This window comes from Candidatus Thermoplasmatota archaeon (assembly GCA_035540375.1).
Lineage (GTDB): Archaea > Thermoplasmatota > SW-10-69-26 > JACQPN01 > JAJPHT01 > DATLGO01.
Map to the genome: position 1 here is coordinate 19,509 of DATLGO010000021.1, position 19,180 is coordinate 38,688.

General features: G+C 70.8%; 22 protein-coding genes and 1 tRNA gene. 12 read left to right on the forward strand and 11 right to left on the reverse strand.

Going from position 1 to position 19,180, the window contains the following annotated elements; genetic code table 11:
* Window positions 1-2: 2 nt before the first annotated feature.
* Window positions 3-929: a hypothetical protein gene (locus VM889_02695; protein ID HVL47442.1), complete on the forward strand. Its 927-nt coding sequence runs from the start codon at window positions 3-5 to the stop codon at window positions 927-929.
* A gap of 1 nt (window position 930) precedes the next feature.
* Here VM889_02695 and VM889_02700 read toward each other — a convergent pair whose 3' ends face one another.
* Both VM889_02700 and VM889_02705 read right to left on the reverse strand, forming a co-directional pair.
* Window positions 931-1,257: an archaellum operon transcriptional activator EarA family protein gene (locus tag VM889_02700; protein HVL47443.1), complete on the reverse strand. Its 327-nt coding sequence runs from the start codon at window positions 1,255-1,257 to the stop codon at window positions 931-933.
* Between the two features lie 42 nt (window positions 1,258-1,299).
* Entirely contained in the window at window positions 1,300-1,584 is a 285-nt protein-coding gene (locus tag VM889_02705; GenBank protein ID HVL47444.1) for a hypothetical protein, read from the reverse strand.
* 93 nt (window positions 1,585-1,677) lie between these two features.
* On the opposite strand from VM889_02705, the gene VM889_02710 reads away from it, so the two are divergent.
* The 8 genes from VM889_02710 to VM889_02745 all read left to right on the forward strand — a co-directional run bounded on the left by VM889_02710 (window position 1,678) and on the right by VM889_02745 (window position 7,638).
* The gene (locus tag VM889_02710) at window positions 1,678-1,884 is read left to right on the forward strand and encodes a hypothetical protein (protein ID HVL47445.1); all 207 of its coding nucleotides are present in this window, start codon (window positions 1,678-1,680) and stop codon (window positions 1,882-1,884) included.
* Between the two features lie 89 nt (window positions 1,885-1,973).
* Complete coding sequence (locus VM889_02715; GenBank protein ID HVL47446.1) at window positions 1,974-3,590, forward strand: hypothetical protein; 1,617 nt, start codon at window positions 1,974-1,976, stop codon at window positions 3,588-3,590.
* A gap of 25 nt (window positions 3,591-3,615) precedes the next feature.
* The gene (purN, locus tag VM889_02720) at window positions 3,616-4,275 is read left to right on the forward strand and encodes a phosphoribosylglycinamide formyltransferase (protein ID HVL47447.1); all 660 of its coding nucleotides are present in this window, start codon (window positions 3,616-3,618) and stop codon (window positions 4,273-4,275) included.
* Window positions 4,272-5,564, forward strand: coding sequence for a folylpolyglutamate synthase/dihydrofolate synthase family protein (locus VM889_02725; protein HVL47448.1), 1,293 nt, complete (start codon window positions 4,272-4,274; stop codon window positions 5,562-5,564). The genes purN and VM889_02725 overlap by 4 nt, the downstream gene beginning before the upstream one ends.
* Window positions 5,565-5,599: 35 nt before the next feature.
* Window positions 5,600-6,472 (forward strand): dihydropteroate synthase, encoded by an 873-nt coding sequence (gene folP / locus VM889_02730; GenBank protein HVL47449.1) that lies wholly within the window; start codon window positions 5,600-5,602, stop codon window positions 6,470-6,472.
* The gene (gene folB, locus VM889_02735) at window positions 6,469-6,828 is read left to right on the forward strand and encodes a dihydroneopterin aldolase (GenBank protein ID HVL47450.1); all 360 of its coding nucleotides are present in this window, start codon (window positions 6,469-6,471) and stop codon (window positions 6,826-6,828) included. The genes folP and folB overlap by 4 nt, the downstream gene beginning before the upstream one ends.
* 37 nt (window positions 6,829-6,865) lie before the next feature.
* Window positions 6,866-7,318, forward strand: a complete 453-nt coding sequence (locus tag VM889_02740; GenBank protein HVL47451.1) for a hypothetical protein — start codon at window positions 6,866-6,868, stop codon at window positions 7,316-7,318.
* Entirely contained in the window at window positions 7,315-7,638 is a 324-nt protein-coding gene (locus tag VM889_02745; protein ID HVL47452.1) for a hypothetical protein, read from the forward strand. Before VM889_02740 ends, VM889_02745 begins: the two co-directional genes overlap by 4 nt.
* Here VM889_02745 and VM889_02750 read toward each other — a convergent pair whose 3' ends face one another.
* From VM889_02750 to VM889_02765, 4 genes are all read right to left on the reverse strand, one after another.
* Complete coding sequence (locus VM889_02750) at window positions 7,639-7,839, reverse strand: hypothetical protein (protein HVL47453.1); 201 nt, start codon at window positions 7,837-7,839, stop codon at window positions 7,639-7,641. It lies immediately after the preceding gene.
* Between the two features lie 47 nt (window positions 7,840-7,886).
* Window positions 7,887-9,167, reverse strand: a complete 1,281-nt coding sequence (gene hemG / locus VM889_02755) for a protoporphyrinogen oxidase (protein HVL47454.1) — start codon at window positions 9,165-9,167, stop codon at window positions 7,887-7,889.
* A 2-nt stretch (window positions 9,168-9,169) separates the two neighbouring features.
* Window positions 9,170-9,242, reverse strand: a tRNA-Thr gene (locus VM889_02760).
* A gap of 46 nt (window positions 9,243-9,288) precedes the next feature.
* Window positions 9,289-9,705 carry a DUF131 domain-containing protein gene (locus tag VM889_02765; GenBank protein HVL47455.1) on the reverse strand — a complete coding sequence of 139 codons (417 nt, stop codon included), beginning with the start codon at window positions 9,703-9,705 and terminating at the stop codon, window positions 9,289-9,291.
* A 79-nt stretch (window positions 9,706-9,784) separates the two neighbouring features.
* On the opposite strand from VM889_02765, the gene yjjX reads away from it, so the two are divergent.
* The 3 genes from yjjX (at window position 9,785) to VM889_02780 (ending at window position 14,974) form a co-directional block, all read left to right on the forward strand.
* Entirely contained in the window at window positions 9,785-10,777 is a 993-nt protein-coding gene (gene yjjX, locus VM889_02770; GenBank protein ID HVL47456.1) for an inosine/xanthosine triphosphatase, read from the forward strand.
* Between the two features lie 114 nt (window positions 10,778-10,891).
* Window positions 10,892-12,226, forward strand: a complete 1,335-nt coding sequence (locus VM889_02775) for an acetyl ornithine aminotransferase family protein (protein ID HVL47457.1) — start codon at window positions 10,892-10,894, stop codon at window positions 12,224-12,226.
* Between the two features lie 48 nt (window positions 12,227-12,274).
* Entirely contained in the window at window positions 12,275-14,974 is a 2,700-nt protein-coding gene (locus VM889_02780; GenBank protein ID HVL47458.1) for a kelch repeat-containing protein, read from the forward strand.
* 42 nt (window positions 14,975-15,016) lie between these two features.
* Here VM889_02780 and VM889_02785 read toward each other — a convergent pair whose 3' ends face one another.
* The 5 genes from VM889_02785 to VM889_02805 form a co-directional block, all read right to left on the reverse strand.
* Complete coding sequence (locus tag VM889_02785; protein ID HVL47459.1) at window positions 15,017-15,229, reverse strand: hypothetical protein; 213 nt, start codon at window positions 15,227-15,229, stop codon at window positions 15,017-15,019.
* A 285-nt stretch (window positions 15,230-15,514) separates the two neighbouring features.
* Entirely contained in the window at window positions 15,515-15,778 is a 264-nt protein-coding gene (locus VM889_02790; protein ID HVL47460.1) for a hypothetical protein, read from the reverse strand.
* Window positions 15,779-16,053: 275 nt separating this feature from the next.
* The gene (gene glyS, locus VM889_02795; protein HVL47461.1) at window positions 16,054-17,994 is read right to left on the reverse strand and encodes a glycine--tRNA ligase; all 1,941 of its coding nucleotides are present in this window, start codon (window positions 17,992-17,994) and stop codon (window positions 16,054-16,056) included.
* Between the two features lie 67 nt (window positions 17,995-18,061).
* Window positions 18,062-18,268, reverse strand: coding sequence for a hypothetical protein (locus tag VM889_02800; GenBank protein ID HVL47462.1), 207 nt, complete (start codon window positions 18,266-18,268; stop codon window positions 18,062-18,064).
* 4 nt (window positions 18,269-18,272) lie between these two features.
* On the reverse strand, window positions 18,273-19,058 hold the full coding sequence (locus VM889_02805; GenBank protein ID HVL47463.1) for a hypothetical protein: 786 nt from the start codon (window positions 19,056-19,058) through the stop codon (window positions 18,273-18,275).
* Between the last annotated feature and the right edge of the window lie 122 nt (window positions 19,059-19,180).

The window sequence follows — 19,180 nt, forward strand, 5'->3', positions numbered from 1 at the left end:
GGATGTATGTAGCCATCCGCCTCATGGTCCTCCTTTCCCTGCTCGCCCCGCTCTCCACGGTGCGCGGCGACGAGCCGCCGGTTCGTCTCGACATCGCCGTGGAGACCCCGAGTGGAAGCCTCGTCTACGCGGTCCGCCTCCGTGAAGCGTCTCCAGTGCGCCTCGACTGGCACGCACGGGGTGATGATGATAGTCCGAGCCCCCTCGTCATCCACATGCTCGCGGTTGGGGTTGAACCCAAGAGCTTCCAAGCGGGAACCACCCTTTCGCGGCATACGGGTGAAGGCATTTTCTACGCGGGTGCTCGTGACCTGACTTTCGAAGCCGCGGATCCCGCTCCGGGGACCAGAGAACAGGGGAACGCGGGAATGATGGCGGTTCCCTCGAAGGACCTCTTCCTCGTCATCACATGGGATCGCCAGATCGGGGGTTCCCGCCTCAACTTTACGTGGCCCGCGGGCAGTGAAATCACGCTTCTCGCAAATGGTACCGGAAAACACCACGAAATGGGGGACTTTCAGAACGGCGCCCGCCTCGGCTTGCCGGCCGCCTTCCGGGCAAACGTCCTCGACACGCTCGTCTTCAATCCCCCGGATGGCCGCCAGCTTTTCGGCTGGATGTATTTCCATCGAACAGACCTTTTAGGCGTCGGCGCGCTCAACATCACCCGCGGGGAGAGCTTCAGCCGCAACATGAGCTTCACCAAGGAATACGACGTGAGCGAGCGCTGCTTCTGCACGAGCCGACACTCCTGGACCTTCACGTCGACCGAAGAACTCAAGGTGCGGCTGACCTCGATCGCCGAAGAAGAAACCGAACTCACGCTCTTCGTCGCCGAGCTTCCCGCGGTTGTGCTCCCAGACCGTTACTGGCACGAATACAATCTCTACAGTCCGTCGGACGAACGTCCCAAGAACGGCAAGGAATGACTTACGGCTTCATCGCCCGCTCGCGCGCCGCGACGCGGGCGCCGAGCGGCGTGATGTCGTAGCGGCGCGGGCCGCCGGCCTGGCCCGCGGAGGCTCGCACGAGACCGAGGGCGAGGAGCGATCGCTCGGGCGCGTACCGCTTACCGAGGCCTCGCAATGCCCCGACACAGGCGACGTCGTTGAGGCCCGTCGCGCGCGCGATCGCGGCGGCGTAGGAAGGCCCGCACGTCGCGAGGTATTCGAGGACGGCGCGTCGCGCCCGGCTGCGTCGGAGGACCCAATCGTACGCCGACGCATCCGAGGGCGATCCGGTTCCGTCGGCGACCACGCGTCCGCAACGGCCTGAGCCTATAAAAAAAAATCGCTCCTGTCAACGTGTCGAGTCGTGAGGCCCCCGCCTCGCCCCCGCTTCCGCCATCGCGCCCGCGACGACGAGGAGGAGCGCCCACACGGCGAGCGCGCCGCCCGCGCCCGTTTCGCGCATCGCGAGGAGCGCCATCGCGACGACGGCCGCGCCGAAGGCGAGGCGCGCGACGAAGCGGCGCGCCTCGGGCGGCGCCTCGCGCGCGCGGACCCACCCGCGCGCGGCGGCGGCAAGCGTCGCGCCGGTGCCGAGCGCGACGGCGACGGCGACGGCCCACGCGAGGTCGGTCACGCGGGCGCGAGGCGCGCGCGCGGTCAAGTAGCTAGCGGAGCGCGGGCCACCGCCGTCGCAACATCCATGCGCCGGCGGACCGCTCTTGACGGCATGCCCGAGGAGGCGTCGTTCGTCGCCGAGGAGGAGAGTCTCGCCTGGCTGCGCGCGCGCGGTCTCGACCCCGCGGATTTTGCGCGGGATGCCTTCCACCGGGCGATGCGCGGAGTGAGGGCCGAGGAGAAGGTGCGGCGACTCAAGCTCGTGCGCGCCGACGTCGCCGATCTCCCGGCGACGGTCCGAGCGATGCGGGACGGATGAAGCCGGCGCGCGGCGTCCGACGGACCCGCCGCGCAAGGCCGCCACCATAGAGCTTAAGGCGCCCTCCCGGGCTTGCCGTGCCCGGGACCATGACCGCTCCGTCCAAGACCGCGTTCGCCCTCGTCGCGATCCTCGTCACCTCAGCCGTCCTTGCCGGCTGCCTCGGCCCGGGCGACCCGGGGGAAAAGCCGGTCGACCCCGGACCGGATGCGAAGGGCCGCTTCCACCCCGAATGGTGGCTCCACGCGATCCCGATGGAGGGCCACAGCCACACGGACGTCGAGCAGCACCGCAACCTCTCGACGCCCAACTTCCAGCTCCTCGGCTGGGACCCGCTCCTCACGGAATACAAGGGCAAGGGGAGCGCGGGCGGCTACTTCTGCGGCGACGTGGCCTCGACGAAGGAGGGCCGACGCTTCGCGGTCGTGCACTCGTTCACGACGGACGTGGCCTTCGTCATCGCGGACGTGACGGACCCGACGAAGCCGATGACGGTCGGCGAGTACATTCTCGAGAACGCGCACGTGTATGACGTCGCGCTCACGACGGACGGGCTGCACGTCATCGTCGGCACGGACCCGACGGACACGGGCCCCGACGAGTCGCCGACGACGAAGCCGATCCTCGAAGCCGTCGAAGGCGACGCGACGAAGGCGCTCGCGATCACGTTCAAGGACGCCTGCACGGGCGAGACGCGCCGCGTGCAGGGCCCCGAGCAGAAGGCCCCCTTTGCCTCGGGCGCGCTCCTCGTGGGCATCAAGGATCCGAAGAACCCCGTCTTCGAGGACTTCCGCCCGCTCCCGATCCTCGGGCCGCACAGCGTCTCGACCGCGGAGGTCGGGGGCAAGCAGCTCGCGATCGCGTCCGTCACGAACCTCGTGCACAGCGCGACGTACTTCCACTTCCTCGAGGTGCAGGACACGCCCCTCGGGCCGAAGCTCGTCATGCTCTCGACGTACCAGGCCCCGCCCCAGCCCGCGGGGAGCCTCCCCGTGACGAACGGCCACGTGGACGCCTCGATCCAGAAGCACCCGATCACCAACAAGGTGTACGCTTATCTCGCGAACTGGGACGCGGGCGTCGTCATCGTGGACATCACGGACCCCCGCACGCCGACGTACGTCTCGAGCTGGACCGACTTCAAGGGCGGCCTCGGCTTCTTCGCGGGCGACGACGCGGGCGCGATCCACGAAGCGCTTCCGATCGAGGGCCTCTGGGACGGCAAGCACTACGTCATCGCCGGGCAGGAGCTCGGCGGCCACCCGAAGGGACGCCCGACGGGCTGGGTCAACATCATCGACACGACCGACCCGACGAAGCCCACCCTCGCGGGCCGCTGGACGCTGCCCTTCGACGTGTCGTGGAAGGGCTTCCTCATGTTCAGCCCGCACTACGTCGAGATCGTGAACCGCACGCTCTTCGTGACGCTCTACCACGGGGGCGTCTGGGCCGTCGACCTCTCGACGCCGGAGAAGATCGCCGCGCCCCCGTCGATCGGCGTCTTCATCCCCGACCAGGTCTCGCCTCGCCCGCCGAAGGCCGCGGGCGGCATGGACTGGACGCCCATCGTGCTCGACGTGCTCGGCTTCCCCGACGGCACGCTCGCCGTCTTCGACGGGACCTCCGGAGTCTACATGATCCGCTTCGACGACACGGATCCCGCGCCATCCCCGCCCGTGTGGCCGGGTTCCGAGGTCAAGGCCTAAAAAGGGGAACGGGCATCCCGCGCGCGTGACGGTCCGCCTCGGCGTCCTCGCCTCCGGCAGGGGCTCCAACCTCCAGGCGCTCCTCGACGCCGAGCGCGCGGGGACGATGCCCGCGACCGTGGCCGTCGTCCTCGCGAACAAGGCCGACGCGCACGCGCTTGCCCGGGCGAAGGCGGCGGACGTCCCCGCGCACTTCGTCGACCCGAAGGGGCTGACGCGCGAGGCGCACGAGGCCCTGATGACCGAGCGCCTGCGAGAAGCGCGCGTCGACTTCGTCTGCCTCGCGGGCTACATGCGCGTCCTCACGCCGTCGTTCGTCGCGACGTGGCGCGAACGTCTCATCAACATCCATCCGTCGCTCCTTCCCGCCTTTCCCGGGCTCGACGCGCAGCGTCAGGCCTTCGAGGCGGGCGTCCGCGTCGCGGGCGCGACGACGCACTTCGTCGACGACGGCGTCGATCAAGGCCCCATCATCCTCCAGGCCGCGGTCCCTGTCCTCGAAGGCGACACACGCGACGCGCTCGCGGCGCGCATCCTCGAAGTCGAGCACCGCCTGTATCCGCTGACCGTGAAGCTCCTCGCCGAGGGCCGCGTGCGCCTCGACGGCCGCCGCGTCCGCATCTCGGGCGCGCTTCCCGCGGGCGTCTCGACGGCGTCCCTCTTCCCGCCGGACGTGACGAAGTGAACTACGACCAGGCGATGGCGCTCCTCGCGCGCCACGAGCCCTTCGGGATGCGGATGCGCCTCGACGTCATGGAGGCGCTCCTTGCCCGATTCGGGAACTTCCACCACGCGATGAAGGTCGTCCACGTCGGGGGCACGAACGGCAAGGGAAGCGTGACCGCGATGGTCGCCGAGGCGTTGCGACGCGCGGGCCACCGCACGGGACGGTACATCTCTCCGCACCTCGCGGTCTTCGAGGAGCGCATCGTCGTCGAAGGCCGCATGATCGCCCGCGACGATGTCGCGCGGGGCGTCGCCGAGATCGAGCCCGCGCTAGAAGCCGTTGCCCGCGAGGTCGCGCCTCCCACGTATTTCGAGGCCGTGACGCTCCTCGCGCTCCGCCACTTCGCGCGCAAGCGCGTAGACGTCGCGGTGATCGAGGTCGGCCTCGGCGGGCGTCTCGACGCGACGAACGTTTTCCCGAAGCCGCTCGCGACCATCGTCACGAACGTGGACCTCGAGCACACGAAGGTCCTCGGCAAGGACGTCGCGTCGATCGCGCGCGAGAAGGTCGCGATCGCGCGAAAGGGCGTCCCGTTCGCGACCGCCTCGAAGGGCGAGGCCCTCGACGCGATCCTTGCGGGCGCGAGCGAACGCGGAGCCGCGCCGATCACGGTCGTGGGGCGCGACGTCGTCGTCGAGCCGGTGAACGAGGACGCGGCGGGCCAGACGTTCCGCTTGCGGGGAACGCGGCGCGATCACGGCATCCTCCGCACGAGCCTCGCGGGCGCGCACCAGATCGAGAACGCCGCCCTCGCGGTCGTCGCGCTCGACGCGGTGGACGCGGTCGGAATCGCGGTTCCGCTGCGGGCGGTCGCGGAAGGTCTCGCGACGACGCGCTGGCCGGGTCGACTCGAGCGCATCGAGGGCCCGCCCGCGCTCCTTCTCGACGGCGCCCACAATCCGGCGGGCATGGAGGCCCTCGCGCGCCACCTGGAGACCCGCGGCATCGCGCCCGTGCTGCTCTTCGGTTGCCTCGACGACAAGGACTGGATGGCCATGATCCTCGAGATCGCGCCGCGCGTCAAGGCCGCCGTCATCACGCGCCCCCCCACGCCCCGCGCGCTCGCCCCGAACGACGCGGCCCGCGCCTTCAGCCAGGCCGGCGTCGTCGCCACCATCGTCGAGGACCCGAGGCACGCGCTCGTCACGGCGATCGGCCAGGCCGGGGACGACGGCGTCGTGCTCGTCGCGGGGTCGCTCTATCTCGTCGGCGACGTCCTTCGCATTCTCGGGCGCGACACCGTTTGAGCGAACCTCTTTGACCCCGTCGCCCATCCGGGCGCGTGGAAAGGCTCTGGCGCTGCCGCGACCTCCGGCTCGAATGGGGCCGGCGCACGCTCGTCATGGGCATCGTCAACGTCACGCCGGACTCGTTCTCGGACGGCGGCGCGCACGCGACGGCCGAAGCCGCGCTCGCGCACGCGCGACGGCTTGCGCGCGACGGCGCGGACATCCTCGACGTCGGCGGCGAGTCGACGCGGCCCGGCGCCGCGGACGTCTCCGCCGAGGACGAGAAGGCGCGCGTCGTCCCCGTCATCCGCGCCCTCGCCCGCGAGATGCCGGGACTCGCGCTCTCCGTGGACACGCGCAAGGCCGCTGTCGCGGAGGCCGCGCTCGAGGCGGGCGCGCACGTCGTGAACGACGTCACGGCCGGACGCCTCGACCCGCGCATCCTCGACGTCGCGGGCGCGGCGGGCGCGGGCGTCGTGCTCATGCACATGCCGACGACGTCGCCCGCGACCATGCAGGCCGCGGCCCGCTACGACGACGTCGTCGCGGAGGTTCGCGAGCACCTTCTCGACCGCGCGCTCGCCGCGACGGCCGCGGGCGTGAGGCGCGACGCGATCGCGGTGGATCCCGGCATCGGGTTCGGGAAGCTGCTCGAGCACAACCTCTCCCTCATCCGCGCGCTCCCCCATCTGACGTCGCTTGGTTTCCCCGTTCTTATGGGCGTCTCGCGAAAATCCTTCCTTGCGCGCCTCACCGAGCGGGGCGGCGAGACGCCCCCTCCCCTCGACCGCCGCGAAGCGACCGTCGCGGCCGAGACCGCGTGCATCCTCGGCGGCGCGGCCATCCTCCGCACGCACGACGTGAAGGCCGCGCGACGCGCCTCGGCCGTCGCCGACGCGCTCACGCCGCGGGAGGCGACGCCGTGACGGACCGCGTCGCTCTGCGGGGCGTCGAGCTCGCGGTCCGGGTCGGCGCGACGTCCGACGAGCGCGACGTCCCCCAGGTGCTCGTCGTCGACGTCGAATGCCTCGCCGACCTGCGGGCGGCCGGAGCGAGCGACCGGCTCGAGGACGCCGTCGACTACGCGGCCGTCCACGCGGCAATCGTCGCGGCGGTCCGCGATCGGCGGTTCAACCTCATCGAAGCCGTCGCCGAGGCCATCGCCCGGGCCGCCCTCGGCTTCTCGGCCGAGGTCAAGGTGCGAGTCGCGAAGCGCGCGCCGCCGATCCCCGGGGGCCGTGTCGCCCTCGCCGAGGTCGTCATCGAGCGGCGAAGGGCGTGACAAAAGCCATAAGAGGGCCGAGACGGGTTCGGCGCCCATGCGTCGGGGAAGGATCACCTGGCTCCTCCTCGTCGCGACGGTCGCCCCCCTCGCCGGATGCGCCGAGGCGCCCGTCACGAACCCGAACCTGCACGCGCCGAAGCTGGTCCTGGACCGCACCGTGGACAACATGACGGAACTCTACATCCACAGCGCGTTCGGGGAACGCGCCTACGACCAGATCACGATCGCGCTCGACAATGAGACGCTCGGCCAGCGCTCCTTCGGCTACAGCCTCGACCTCACGACGCCCGCGACGCGGTTCTTCCTCACGGCGACGGTGCGTTCGGGAGAGTCGCGGTTCGCGTGGAACGGGATGGTGGACCTCGACGTGGACCGGGACCGCGTCTCGATCGCGCCATGGCTCGAGAAGAAGAACGTGACCGAGGAGCCGCGCACGTTCGCGCTGCCCTTCGAGATGATCCTCGACAAGGCGAGGGTGACGTCGTGAGGGTCCCGAAGACGTACATCGCGATCCTCACGGTCCTCGGCCTGCTCGCGGGCCTCACGCTCCTTGTCTATCTGGGCGTTCCGCCTTTCGATTCGACGGGCGTTTTCGTCCTCGCGAACCTCGTGGGCGCCATCATCCTCATCGTGTTCGGCGTCATCGGGGGCGCGTTCGTCGGGATGCTGCTTGCGCACCGCGTGCTCTCGAACACCGAGTTCACGCCGTTCGAGCGGACGATGCTCTCGGGTCTCGACGAGATGCGGGAGCGGCTCGCGGCGATCGAGCGTCGCCTCGACCTCGAGGAGACGAAGCGCCTGCGCTGATCAGGCGGACGGGCGGGGCCGGGCCGGCCGGGCCGCGCGGGGCATCAGCTCGGCGAGCGCGAAAAGGCTCGAAGCGAAACCCAGGAGGAGCAGATCGCGCGCGGCGAGGCCCCCGGCGACAAGGGCGCCGAGGAGGATGCGCTGTCGCGCGAGCGACGAGAGCGACGCCCAGCGGGCCGATGCGCGACGGAGAATTCTCACAAGGAACATTGGGCGCTCGGCGGACTTAAAGGCGTCGCCGAGGACCGTCAGGCTTGGGCGAGGACCCGGGCGGTCGCAGCCTCGGCCTCGGCGGCGAGACCGTCGGGCGTCAGGGTCCGCCAACCCGTCCCCGTGACGACGAGCCCCGGCATCCGGGCCTCCGCGGCCCGCGCGGCCGCAAGGAGCGCGCCGTGGCCGATCTCGATCTGCGGAACCGGCGGCGGCCTCACGACGCGCGAGAAGCGGGGCTCTCCCGCGACGAGGCCGAGCGAGGCGAGGTCGCGGTGCACCTCGTCGCGAAGCGTCGCGTCATCGAGGCGCGCGCGACCCGGATGGCGCACGCCTCCGACGAACGCGCGGACGAGGACCCGCGACGCGGGGGCCCGGCCGGGAAGGAGATGCGAGTCGAACGTGGCGCCGAGCGCGAACCGTCCCTCGGAAGGGGACGCGACGTAGCCATGGCCCTGGACCCGTCGCGCATCGCCGGCGTCGTAGCCGAGCGCCACCACCGCGATCGAGGCCTCGCGCGGCGGCGTCCACGCGGCGCCGAGCACGGCGGCGGCGCGCCCGGGCGGGATCGCGAGCACCACGCCGTCCGCTTTCCGCGTGGACTTCGTCGTCGCGATCGAGAAGACCTCCTGCTTTTTCTCGAGGGCGAGAACCTCCTCGCCGAGCGAGACCCGCGTGATGGCCGCGAGCGCCTCGACGAGCGAGCCGAGGCCGCGCTCGAGCGAGACGAACCGCGCTTCCCTCCTGAGCGACGCGAAATAGGCGAGCGGATCCCCGCCGCGACGGCCGAGATCCCTGAGCGGGGGGAAGGCGTGGTCGACCGAGAGGCGCTCGGCGTCGCCCGCGAAGAGGGCGACCGCGGCCGCATCCGCGATCGGCGCCACCGCTTCCCCGAACGTGCGCGTCGCCCAGGCCCTCAGGGATTCCTCGCCTCCGGACCAGCGCGCAGCCTTCGCGGCGCGGATCGCGCGGGCCTTCGCGGCAAGCGGCAGGATCGGCGAGGCCAGGAGCCCCGCGGGCGTCGAGGGGACGGCGAGCAACGTGCCACGCCGCGCAAGCATGAATGCGAGCCCGTCCCGGACCTCGCGCCGCTCGCGCGCGAGGCCCGCGGATTCGACGAGCCGCGCGATGGCGGGTCGGTCGAGGTAGGCGTGCGGCCCCGATTCGACGAGATAGCCGCGGTCGCGCGCCGTCGCGATCGCGCCGCCCGCGCGCGCGGCCGCCTCGACGACCTCGACGTCGAGACCGGCCTCCGCAAGACCCTGCGCGACGGCGAGACCCGTGAGACCCGCTCCGACCACGACGATGCGCCGCGTCACGAAGCCACCTGGGGGAATCGAACCCCCGACCTTCTGATTACAAGTCAGACGCTCTACCGTCTGAGCTAAGGTGGCAGGGCGCGCGGGGATTCCCGTTCCGCCCTATAGGCTATGCGACCCGTCACGCCCGCGGAAGGGCCCAGAGGACGAGGGCGACCGCGACGACGAGCGCGAGGGTCGCAAGGACCAGGCGCAGGAGCAGGCGGGGGTCGTTGCCGAAGACGATGGGGATCGGCCCCAGGAGCACCACGCCCCCGCCCTTCGTCCCCCGCGCCTCGCGGGGCGATTCCCCTGGGCGGAGGTCCGTGGGCGGCGCGCGGTCCTCCGGGGCGGGGGAAGCCGCCACGCGCGAGAAGGCGAAGGCGACGAAGGCCGCCATGAGGAGCAGCATCCCGGCGAAGGCCCACGGCCCCTCGCCGTGGACGACGGGGACGACGAGGAGAAGCGTCACGCGGACGTCGCCGTCGAGGACGCCCTTCGCGAGGGCGGCGAAACCCGCGAGGGCGAGCGCGAGCGCGACGAGGCTCGAACGGCGCACGCGCCGCGATGGGCGCCGGACGCGCATCATCCTTTCCCTTGTCCGAAAGCCTTTGAGGCGCGACCGCGTTCGCCCGGGCGTGACGCGCGTCTGCATGGGCGGCACCTTCGACGTCCTCCACCGTGGGCACCGCGCGCTCCTCGAGACGGCCTTCGCCGCGGGCGACGAGGGCGTTTTCATCGGCGTCACGAGCGATGCCATGGCGCAGGCCTCGCGGTCGCGCAAGGTGCGGCCCCATGCGGAGCGGAAGGCCGCGCTCGAACGTTGGCTCGACGCGATGGGGTGGCTCCCCCGCGCGGAGGTCGCCGAGATCACCGACCCCGTCGGTCGCGCCCTCGAGCCGGCGTTCGACGCGATCGTCGCGACGCGCGAGACCGCGCGGACCGCCGAGGCGATCAACGCTTCGCGCGCCGGGCTCGGCCTCGCCCCGCTCGAGATCCTCATCGCGCCGTGGATCCTTGCCGACGACGGACGGCCCGTGAGCGCGACGCGCGTGCGCGCGGGCGAGGTGGACGTCGAGGGGCGGCTCCAGCGTCCCGCGCGCGTCGCGGTGGGCTCGGAGAACCCCGTGAAGGTCGCCGCGACGGCGGAGGCGTGGAAGCGCGCCTTCGGCGGCGGCGACGTGCGCGGCGTCGCCGTGAAGACCGACGTCCCCGAGCAGCCGTTCAACGACGAGACGTGGCGCGGCGCGGAGTCGCGGGCGCGCGCGGCGCTCGAAGCGGCCGGCGACTTCGATTTCGGCGTCGGCATCGAGGCGGGCCTCGTGTGGGACCACGTGCTGAACGCGTGGCTCGACGTGCAGGCGTGCGTCGTCGTCGACCGAGCGGGTCGCGCAACGCGCGGACACGGGCCGGGCTTCGAGCATCCGCCGTTCGTCCTCGAGCGCGCGCTCCGCCACGGCGAGAGCGTGGGCGACGCGCTCGGGCGCCTTGCGGACCGGGCGACGCTCGGGCGCGAGGAGGGCGCGGTGGGGTTCCTGAGCCGCGGCGCGCTCGACCGGACGGAGCTCACGACCGCCGCGGTCCTCGCAGCGCTCCTGCCCCGGCTCCGGCCGGAGCTCTACGGACTCTGACGGAATTCGCAGGGGGTCGCGGAAATCCGCAAGCGACTCGAACAGGTCCAGTCGACGGAACTTCGAAGTTACGAAATCCAAAGCTTCATTCTCGCGCCGAAGCTCCTGGGAACCATGCGCCGTCCGCTCATCAAGACCCCGCCCCCGGGCCCCGCCGCGAAAGCGATCGTGGCGCGCGACACCGCCGCCCTCATGACCACGACGAAGACGGCGCCCGTGGTCGCGGAGCGGGCGGAGGGCGTGTGGATCGAGGACGTGGACGGCAACCGCTTCCTCGACTTCACCTCGGGCGTCGGCGTCGTGAACACGGGCTACGCGAACCCGCGGGTCGTCGAGGCGATCCAGCGCCAGGCGGCGAAGCTCATCCACTACGCGGGCACCGACTACTACTACCGCGAGCAGGTCGAGCTCGCCGAGCGCCTCGCGAAGGTCACCCCCGGCGCGTTCGCGAAGAAGGTCTTCTTCTCGAACTCGGGCACCGAGAGCAACGAGGCCGCGATCAAGATCGCGCGTTACCACAAGCGCCGACCGCAGTTCATCGCGTTCGTGGGCGCTTTCCACGGCCGCTCGATGGGATCGCTCTCGCTCACGGCCTCGAAGATCGTCCACAAGCAGCGATTCTTCCCGACGATGCCGGGCGTCACGCACGTTCCGTACGCGAACCCCTACCGCAACCCGTGGGGCATCGACGGGTACGCCGACGGCGCGGAGCTCGTGAACCGCGTGATCGACCACGTCGAGAACCTCTTCTCCACGATGCTTCCGGCGGAGGAGATCGCCGCGCTCTTCGTCGAACCCGTGCAGGGCGAGGGCGGCTACGTCGTGCCGCCCAAGCAGTTCCTGCCCGCGCTCCGCAAGCTCTGCGACGCGCACGGCATCCTTCTCGCAGCGGACGAGGTCCAATCGGGCTTCGGTCGCACGGGCAAGATGTTCGCGCAGGACCATTTCGGCGTCGCGAGCGACCTCCTCTCGCTCGCGAAGGGCATCGCGAGCGGCGTCCCCATGGGGGCACAGGTCGCCCGGGCGGATCTCGACTTCGACGTCTCCGGCGCGCATTCGAACACGTTCGGCGGCAACGCGCTCGCCGCGGCGGCCGCGCTCGCGACGCTCGACTGCCTCGAAAAGGACGGCCTCGTCGAGAACGCCGCGAAGCAGGGCAAGCGCCTGCGCGAAGGTCTCGACGCGCTCAAGGCGAAGCACGACGCGATCGGCGACGTGCGCGGCCTCGGCCTCATGCTCGCGACCGACTTCGTGAAGGACCGCGCCTCGCGCGAGCCCGACGCGAAGCTCCGCGACCGTGTCGCGGACGAAGCGTTCAGGCGCGGCCTCGTGCTCCTGCCGTGCGGCAAGTCGTCCCTGAGGTACATCCCGCCGCTCGTGGTGTCCGCGGAGGAGATCGACGCTGGGCTCGAGGTTCTCCGAGAGGCGATCACCGCAGCCTTGAAGTGACGGGCAGGCTCCGAAGCCTTATATATGGCGGGCTTGAGTCATCGAGCCATGGTCCCCCGCCCAGCCGGGCGGCTCCGTCCGCTCGGCCTCGCGGCGATCCTCCTCCTGGTCGCCCTCCCGGTCCTCGCCCCCTTCGCGGAGGGCGCGCGCGCCTCGACCGAGCATATGCTCCCCACCGCCCGCCTCGGCGCGGCCGCGGTCCAGGCGAACGGCTTCATCTACCTCATCGGCGGCCGCACGGGCCACACCTCGTACCTCGACGAGATCGTGAAGTTCGACCCCGCGACCGGCAAGAGCGAGGTCGTCGCCCGTCTTCCGCCGTCCACCGCGGGTCCGGCGGGACGGCAGAGCGCGTCCGCGGTCTACAGCGGGTCGAAGATCTACGTCTTCGGCGGCGCGGTGATCGTGACCGCGACCTTCCCCGACGGCTCGCAGGGCCCCGTTCCCCAGTCCCTCCCCGACATCGTCGAATGGGATCCTCAGAACCCCTCGCAGGCGCCGACGCTCCTCGTCGACCGCCTGCCGCGCCCCGTCTGGGGCACGGGGGCGGCCTATTACAACGGTAAGGCGTACGTGTTCGGCGGCTTCCAGTTCGACATCAAGAAGCCGACCGACATCGGCCGCAACGACGAGATCTACGAGTTCTCGCCCGCGAAGTCCGTCGGCTCGCGCGTCGTGAAAGCCCCGGGCGCGCTCCCGTATCCGCTGCAGGACGCGGGCGTCGCGGTCGCGGGCCCCTATGCCTACCTCTTCGGCGGCCTCGCGACGCTCACGCGCGAGCCCGACGCCGAAAGCGGCGCGTCGACGCAATCGACGGTCGTGGACACGATCATCCGCGTCTACCTGCCAACGACCGACGCGGAGAACCTCACGGCGACGAAGCCGAAGGCGCGCCTCCCCGCGCGCCTCCAGTACCACAGCGCGGCGCTCGTGCCCGACACGAAGGACATGATCTACGTATTCGGCGGGCGGCAGGCCGACGGGACGCCGACCGCCGCCATCCACGCCTTCGACCCTTCGAGCCACGAGGCGTTCGCGCTTCCCTTCACGCTTCCCGGGGCCCGCTTCGCGGCCGCGGCCGCCGAGGTCGGCGGAAACGTGTACGTCCTCGGCGGTCGCGACACGGCCTCGCACGAGAACGGCATGCGCGACATCGTGAAGTTCGTCGCGGGCGCCACCGAGCCCGGCGCCCCGCGCGACGTGCGCGCCGACGCGGGCGAAACCATCCTCGTCTCGTGGTCCCCGCCCTTCTACGACGGCGGCGCGCCCATCACCGGCTACAAAGCGTATCGCATCGATCCGAGCGGCAACACGACGCTGCTTGCGACCCTCTCGGCGGGCGCGCTCACCCATCGCGACACGCCGCCCGCGAAGGGCGTTCTCTACACCTACCGCGTGACGGCGACGAACGAGAAGGGCGAAAGCCGCGCAGGCGGCGAGGTCCAGATTCGCTCGCCCACGACGCCGCCCTCCGCGCCCCGGGCGGTCGCCGTCTTCCCAAGCGACCGCGCGCTTCTCGTGCGGTGGGAGCCCCCCGCGGACGACGGCGGCCTTCCCATCGCGGCGTACCGGATCTACCGCGACGTCGCCGACGCCTCGGGCCGTCCGCACGCGACGTGCCCGGGCGACGCGAGCGGCGGCTGCATCGAGAACGGCTTCCGCGACGCGGGCCTCGTGAACGGCGTGAACCACACGTACCGCGTCGTCGCGGTCAACAGCCGCGGTCCTTCGCCCGCGAGCGAGGCCGCGACGGGTTCGGCGGCCGCGACGCCTCCGGCGCCGACGCGCCTCGCGGCGACGGTCGCCGGCACGAGCGTGTTCCTCACGTGGGACGCGGTCGATCGGCCCGGCGTCTCGTACCACGTCCATCGCGGCGTGGACGGCGCCGCCCCCGCGCGGATCGCGACGGTCCACGACCCCGCCTACACCGACGAGCGGCTCGAACGCGGCCGCGTCTACCGCTACTACGTCCGCGCCGCCGACCAGGCCGGCGCGGGTCCCCCGTCGAACGTCGCGGAAGCGCCGCTGTTCGAGCGCCCCACGGCGCCGCGCAACCTTGTCGCGAACGCGTCGGGCGGCGTCGTGCGGCTCACGTGGGACCCGCCCGTGTCGGGCGGCGGCGCCCCCGCGGTCCAGTATCTCGTCAAGCGCGAAGCCCCCGGCGCCGAGGCCGCCTACGTCGCCTCGGGCCTCACCGCCACGAGCTGGGAGGACGCGAACGTCGTCGCCGGCCTCACGTACCGCTATTTCGTCGAAGCCGCGAACGCGGCCGGGAAGAGCGCCGCGGCCGGGCCCGCGAGCGCCGCCCCGGGCGCCGTCGCGAACGCGAGACCGACGGCGTCGCTGACCGCGACGGCGGCGACGCTCCGCGTCGCCGAGAAGATCACCTTCGACGCCTCCTACTCGACGGACGCGGACGGGCGCGTGGTCGAGTACGCGTTCGATTTCGGGGACGGCGTCACGACGGGGTGGGTCAAGACGCCCACCGTCGAGCACACCTACGCGACGAACGGCAGCTACACCGCGAAGCTCGTGGTCCGCGACGACCGGGGCGCGGAGAGCGAGCGCGCGGCGAGCTGGAACCTCGTCGTCGGGGCCGTCAAGCGCGACGAGAACACGGACAATCCGCGCCCGCCGGTCGACGATCGGCCTGGCGTCGAGGCCGGCCGTCTCCCGCACCCGGGCATCGCCATGCTCGTCCTCGTCCTGTTCGGCGCGGCGCGCGCGCTCAAGCGGCGAAGAGATTGAGAAAAACGGAAGCCGGCGGAGCGCCCGCCGGCGGACGGATGCTCACGATCCGAGAAGGTTGTCCTTCTCGCACTTCTTCTTCGTCTTGATGTTGACGAAGTCCTTCAGTTGGAGGCCACGACACTTGTGGTTCTCCTCCCAGAGCGACCCGTCGCTCATCACGTAGATGATGCGTTGGTCGTCGTCCTTTCCGATCTGGTAGACGATCGTGGGATCCTTCGGAGCGGCCGAGACCGAAACGGTCCCGAAGACCAAGAGACCGACTCCGACGAGCGCATACAACGTCCTGGGTTTCACTGTGGCAACACCTACCTGACTCTCCAGCGCCGCGGGCGGAGCCTGCGGCCATGATCCCCGGCAACAGGGGAACGGTCACCTGTTCCCGGGAGGTTATAGGAAGGGTTCCCCGTCACCCGAGGCAGTGACGGATCGCCACCGGGGTCGAACGGGCCGGGACCGCCGCGATTTCCGCTCGGCGGCGCGTCGTGGACAAAAAAGGAGATGCGCGGAGGGGGCGGGGCCCCCTCCGCGGGGGCGTGGTCACGCGAGGACGTCCGTGTCGGCGTCCCAGCAGTGCCAGATCGGCGTGATGCCGTCTTCCTCGTAACCGTCGATGTGGCAGCCGCCGGTCGTCTGGAGGCCGGCTTCCTGGCCGGTCTCCTCGAACACGCGGCCGTCTTCGGTCACGTAGAGGTCGTTCTCGAGGTCGAGCACGAGGAGCGCGTCCTCGGCGGGCGCCGGGGCCGCCGTGGCGATCCCGAGGCCGACGATCGCGACGAGCGCGAGCGCAAGGGTCTTGTTCATTTGTTTTTCCTCCGTTCACTGCGAAGATGCGGAGCCTCCGCTCGCGCGGATGCTTCGCAACCTCCCTTTTCGCGCCCGCGACCTGCGCCGCGGGCGACACATCCACACACCACAGGTGCATGATACAAGCTGTCGTCCATCGCTTGATTTGATGACGAGACCGTATGCATCGACGTGAACGAGTCACGCCGCGGGACACGGGCTCGCCAGGAATGAAGACGGCAAATCGCGCCTTCCGACCTTCTACATGAACGGTCCGCGATGGACCCTCGGGGTCACAGGTCAGCGAACGTCGCGCGCCCGCGCGCGAGGCGCTCGAGCGCGTCGACGACGGCGTCGAGCGGGATGCGCTTCTGTTCCGCGGAGTCGCGGTCGCGGATCGTGACGCTTTTCTCCGAGAGCGTGTCGTAGTCCACCGTCACGCAGAACGGGACGCCGATCTCGTCCGCGCGGGCGTAGCGCCGGCCGATGGAGCCGCCGTCGTCGTACTGCGAGAGCACGCCGCGCTCGCGCAGGTCGACGTCGATCTTCTTCGCGACGACATCGAGGCCGTCCTTCGCCATGAGCGGGAAAACGCCCGCCTTGATGGGCGCGACGCGCGCGGGCAGCTTCAGCGTCGCCCACTCCTTCTCCTCGTACGCGCCTTCGAGCACCGCGTAGAAGATGCGGTCGATGCCGTACGACGGCTCGACGACGTGGGGGACGTACGATTCGCCGTCCAACCGCTCCGTGATGCGCTCGACGCGGTACGCATCCGCGGGAACCTCGTAGTCCTGTCCGTCCGCGCTCACGCGGATCGGTTGCCCCGGCGTGATCGCGTCGGGGCTCAAGGCCTTCACGGCCTCCATCACGGCGCCGGCCTTGCCCTTGTAGAGCGGGCCGAGCTTCGCGCCGTTCGGCACGACGCGATTGACCTCGACGTCGCGCGGCGAGGGGAATCGGCGCAGGGCGAGGAGATTCGCGCCCGAAACGCGCGCGTGCGCCTTGAGGTCGTAGTCGGTGCGGTCCGCGATGCCGACGATCTCGACCCAGCCGAAGCGCGGCGAGAGGAACTCCGCGTCCCATGTGTCCGTGCTGTAGTGCGCCTTCTCCGTCGAAAGATGCTGACGGAAGCGCAGCTTCGCGGGCGAGACGCCGGCCAGATCGAGGAAGCGATCCGTGAGCGCGATGAAGTATCCGAGCGCGCCGTTCGCGATGATTCCCTTCGCGACGGCCTCGCCCATCGGGAGGCGCACGACGTCCTCGGTGCCGCGCTCCTGCGCCTCGCGCGTGAGAAGCGCGAGCTCGCGACCGGCGAGCGCCTCGAACCGGGGCCACGTCTTGTTCTCCGGGTCGAAGAAGACTTCGGCCTCCATCTGGTGGAACTCGCGGAGGCGCAGGAGCGACTGCCGCGGGCTGATCTCGTTGCGGTACGCCTTCCCGATCTGGACGGCGCCGAACGGCATCTCCTCGCGGAAGTAGCGGTAGAGCCACGTGAAGTCCATGAACATGCCCTGCGCGGTCTCGGGCCTGAGATACCCGGCGCGGCCGGATCCGGGTCCGACCTGGGTCTTGAACATGAGGTTGAACGCGGTGATCTTCGTCTGCTCGTCGAACGCCTTCGAGCACCCGGGGCACGTGAGCGTCGCCTCGTACACGGGCTTTCCGGCGACGGCAAGCGCCACGCGCGACGTCGAGAATGCGCCCGTCAGCGGGCCAGCCTCCGTCTTGCGGTCCTCCTTGGGGCGCATGAGGCGCGTCACGTTCTCCGGCGACGGGTCCTGATCGGCGCTCGCGCGCGCCGTTTCGTAGAAGGGCGTCAGCGTCGCGAGGACGATCGAACGCGTCGCGGCGTCGATGGCCTTCGACTTCGCGAGCGCCGCCGCGGCCCCGTCGAGGAAACGCTTGAACTCGCCCTTCAGGAGGTGGTCGCCGCGGAATCCGCCGCCGCATTGCGCGCATTCGACGACCGTGTCCGCGAACTTCTCGAGGTGGCCGGAAGCGCGGAACACCTGCTCGGGCGAGATCGTCGGGCACTGGATCTCCGCCATGCCCTCGCCGTGCACGTAGAGGGAGCGCCAGAGATTCTCGAGGTTCGTCTTGAGCCCCGCGCCGAGCGGACCGTAATCGAAGAAACCCGCCACGCCGCCGTAGATCTCGTAGCTCGGAGCGAGGTAGCCGCGGCGCTTCAGGAGGGCCATGAGCTTCTCGTGGACGTCGGGGGCGGGCTCGGCCAAGGGGGGCACCGCGGCTCACTAAGGCGGGGCGGTATTTAACGGAAACGACCCCGGGATCGGCGTTCGTTCAGAGACCGCGGCGCGCGAGGTCGAGCGTCTTCAACTGGTCGCGGACGTCCGCGAGGAGGCCGAGCGCCTGCTCGATGTTCCGGATGCGCTCGCGGAGGTTCTCGCTCTCGCGCGCCCACGCGAGGAGCGTCTCCACGTCCACGAGATTCTTGTTCGTGGCCATGATGAGGGCCTCCTCGTAGAGGCCGTCCGGGTTGGACGGCACCGCGTCACGTCCCCTTGAGCGCGGCGAGGTCCGCCTTGTCGTTCGAGTCGAATCTCCACGGGATGTCGCTCCCGCCCGAGAGGAGCGACGCGAGGCCCGCCGAGCTCTCGACGGCCCAGTACATGACGCTCTGGCGGTTCGAGGAGTGGCCCTTGTGCTCGCCGTCCTCGTGGTTGCGCTGCATCGGCGTGCCGAGGTTCACGAGCCCGAGCGCGTGGCCGAGCTCGTGGATGAGCACCGCGCGCTCCACGAACCGCTCCTCCGCCTTCGAGCCGGGGAGCGTGAGAAGGCCGCCGTCGCCCGAGGTGGCCTTCCGGATGTTGCCCTTGAAGATGACGAGGCTCGACCCGGCGTACGCCGCGCCGAGGACGGCCGAGTCGCTCTTGTCGTCCTCGGATCCGCCATCGAGGTACAGGATGTGGAGCACCGCGGTGTCGCCGCCCGTGAAGCCCTTGCGGACCTTCGACTCGAGCGAAGCGATCTCCTTCCAGCCGTACTTCTTCCCGTTCCCCGCGGGCACGTCCTGGTGCGTCTGGATCTGGATCGAATCCTTGTCGAGGACCTCGTTCAGCGTCTGCTGAAACGCCGCGAGCGCCTCCGCGTTCGGGCCCGCGCCGGAGGGGTGGTGGATCTCCACGACCATCTTCTTGTACGTCTTGTCCGACACGTAATCCCGCGCCTTCGACCCGGGCGCGGAGGCCGAATTCGCGAGCCCGGGGGCGAAGGAATCCAGGCAGCCCGCCGCCACGAGGGCGACGACCGCGAGGAGGACCATCCGGTGGGCGGCCATGGTTCCGCATGAGGGGCTGCCGGGCTTAACGGTTGCTTTTCCGGCGCCGCGCCCGGGCGGCCCCGGCGCGGGAGGGGCCGGGGGGCCCAGGCGCCATCTCCTCCGCTTCGGGGGTCACGGGG